Source organism: Nitratidesulfovibrio liaohensis, assembly GCF_011682075.1.
GTDB lineage: Bacteria > Desulfobacterota > Desulfovibrionia > Desulfovibrionales > Desulfovibrionaceae > Cupidesulfovibrio > Cupidesulfovibrio liaohensis.
In genome coordinates this window covers 1-824 of sequence record NZ_VSMK01000675.1, presented here as the reverse complement: position 1 = coordinate 824, position 824 = coordinate 1, and the positions used below count along the sequence as shown (strand labels likewise).

Genomic DNA, 824 nt, shown 5'->3' with positions numbered 1-824 from the left:
CGCGCGAACGGCGCGGCGGCATGCGCCGCCTGGCGCGGGCCATGCAGCACATCGCCAAGCTGAACCTGACGGACCCGGCGTCCAGCGACTTCGCGCCCGAAAACTGCCGGTCCATGCACGACCTGGTGCGCTTTGCCCACGAACGCGGCGTGGCCGAGATGTTCTCCCTCGTGGGGCGCGGCGGGCGCGGCCTTGGCGGTGCCAAGAAGCTGCGCACCGACGTGCCCATGATCATGTACGTGCTGAACATCGAGGACGGGCTGTTCCCCACGGCGGCGGGCAAGGAAGAGATCGGGCCCGACGACTTCCGCTCCACGCCCATGTGGGCGCTGTGGTTCGGCCTGTCCGCCGCGCGCGAGCTGTGGGCCAACATGCCCCCGGCGGCGGACTGGAACGAGCTGGACCGCATAAGCGCGGGCATCTTCCGGCGCGATGCCCCCCAACTGGCCAGCTACGCGGTGATCTCCGCCCACTACGCGCACCTGATGATGCGTTTCGGCTACCATTTCGCGCTGGTGGATACCCTGTGCTCTCCCGAGGACCGCACCAACTACATCCAGTTCCGCTTCAAGGGCGGCGGCGCGGCGGCGGAAGGGCGCGAACTGCGCATCCGCGTGCTGGAACGGGTGCTGGCCCGGCAGGGCTTTGCCGTGAAGACCCGTGGCGACCTGCTGGACGCCCGCCACGGCCCGGACGCCGAGGCCGTGATCCAGAAGCGGCTGGCCATGCTGGGCATGCTGCTGGCGGAAACGCGCCTGCTGGACGTGCGGCTGGGCGATGCCGACGAGGCCGAGGCCATGGCCGACGACTTCCTGGCCCGGCTG

Annotated in this window: 1 pseudogene; it reads left to right on the top strand. The window is 70.3% G+C overall.

What is annotated here, in order from left to right:
- Positions 1–824, top strand: a pseudogene (locus tag FVW27_RS17625) (PEP/pyruvate-binding domain-containing protein); the annotation flags it as partial.